Source organism: Pontibacterium sp. (assembly GCF_041587635.1).
Taxonomy (GTDB): Bacteria; Pseudomonadota; Gammaproteobacteria; order Pseudomonadales; family Balneatricaceae; genus Pontibacterium.
Genome location: NZ_JBFGYC010000707.1, coordinates 1 through 1,650 on the forward strand (window position 1 = coordinate 1; position 1,650 = coordinate 1,650).

The following is a 1,650-nucleotide window of genomic DNA, read 5'->3' on the forward strand; positions in this document are numbered from 1 at the left end:
CACAACCTCAGTGGCGGCGGCCTGCCGGATATCCGTTCCCATTTCCAGATCAAGGCTGACCGTCTGACGTATTTCACGTTCCCAGTCATAAATACCGATGATCGTTTCCACTTCTAGTTCACGAATGTAGACTATATCCATGCTTACAACCTGTAGGACTATGCGATGCCCGAGCTGGAGTTACTGAATGCACTCATGGTAGCAACCGCTTACCTTCTAGGTTCAGTGCCGAGCGCCATATTGGTGTGTCACTGTATGGGCATCTCCGATCCTCGTCAACAGGGTTCCCGTAATCCCGGCGCCAGTAATGTACTACGCATCGGAAACAGAAAAGCGGCTTTCTTCACACTGCTCGGAGATATGGGAAAAGGCTGGTGTGCCGTGTCGCTACCCCAGTGGCTGAACCTCGAACCCAGTACCGCCAGCTGGGCTGCCTTAGCGGTCTTAATTGGTCATCTTTATCCACTGTTTGCGCGCTTTCATGGCGGGAAGGGGGTCGCTACCGCAGTCGGTATCTGCCTGGCACTTTCACCGCCCTTGGGCATTATTCAGATAATACTGTGGGGAACACTGATCAGTATTGGACGCATAGCCTCACTGGCATCAATAGGCTGCGCACTGATCTCGCCGATCATTGCCTGGCTTGTGCAGCCTAGTTTATTGATGCCTGTACTATTGATCAGTCTGCTGCTATTAACGACGCACCGTGAAAACATCAGCAAACTCATTCACGGTGCAGAAAGTCGTTTCTGAGTGTCAGATTGATTCCAGCGTATCCATCGGCCAACGCGGTTGCGCCAGAATAGTCAGATCACTTGTTTGCCCTGCCTGCAATCGCTGACAACCCGCAAACGCGATCATTGCCCCGTTATCCGTACAGAAACGAGGTCGCGCATAATACAAGCCTGCGCGCTCTTTCTTCACCATCTCTTCGAGACGATCACGCAGCCGCTGATTGGCACTGACCCCACCTGCAATCACTAGCTGCTTCATACCTGTCTGCTGCAGAGCACGGCGGCATTTAATGGCTAACGTATCCACAACGGCCTGTTCAAATGCACACGCAATGTCTGCAATTGTTTTGTCATCGAGCTGACCTTGTTCGTCACGATGATCATTGGCGGTGTTCAGCGTAAACGTTTTCAAACCAGAAAAGCTCATATCCAGACCGGGACGGTCCGTCATTGGTCGTGGGAACTTAAAACGTGTGACATCACCCAGTTCGGCCAAGCGTGCTATCTCTGGCCCTCCCGGATAATCCAATCCAAGCATTTTAGCCGCTTTATCAAACGCTTCTCCTGCTGCATCATCGAGCGATTCGCCCAGCAGCTCATAGCGCCCGATCCCATCCACACGCACTAACTGGGTGTGACCACCCGACACCAGCAACGCAACAAAAGGAAATGCCGGTGGAGTATCTTCCAGCATAGGCGCCAGGAGGTGGCCTTCCATATGGTGCACCGCAATCGCAGGTTTGTCCCATGCCAGCGCTAATGCGCGTCCTGTTGAAGCGCCGACCATGAGCGCACCGATCAAACCGGGACCCGCAGTATAGGCGATGGCATCGACATCGCCGTGTGCCAATCCCGCTTGCTGGAACGTTTCCCGAATCAGGGGAATTAATTTACGCACATGATCACGGGAGGCCAG

General features: G+C 53.2%; 3 protein-coding genes. 1 reads left to right on the forward strand and 2 read right to left on the reverse strand.

The window, feature by feature from the left end; translation table 11 throughout:
• Positions 1–141, reverse strand: a 141-nt coding sequence (locus ABYW01_RS20990) for a dihydroneopterin aldolase (RefSeq protein ID WP_372836512.1), incomplete at its 3' end; no start/stop codon positions are given.
• Positions 142–165: 24 nt separating this feature from the next.
• On the opposite strand from ABYW01_RS20990, the gene plsY reads away from it, so the two are divergent.
• On the forward strand, positions 166–753 hold the full coding sequence (gene plsY, locus ABYW01_RS20995; RefSeq protein ID WP_372836508.1) for a glycerol-3-phosphate 1-O-acyltransferase PlsY: 588 nt from the start codon (positions 166–168) through the stop codon (positions 751–753).
• 3 nt (positions 754–756) lie between these two features.
• On the opposite strand, the gene tsaD is transcribed toward plsY, so the two are convergent.
• Positions 757–1,650 (reverse strand): tRNA (adenosine(37)-N6)-threonylcarbamoyltransferase complex transferase subunit TsaD (gene tsaD / locus ABYW01_RS21000; RefSeq protein WP_372836510.1); only part of this gene is annotated, 894 nt, incomplete at its 5' end.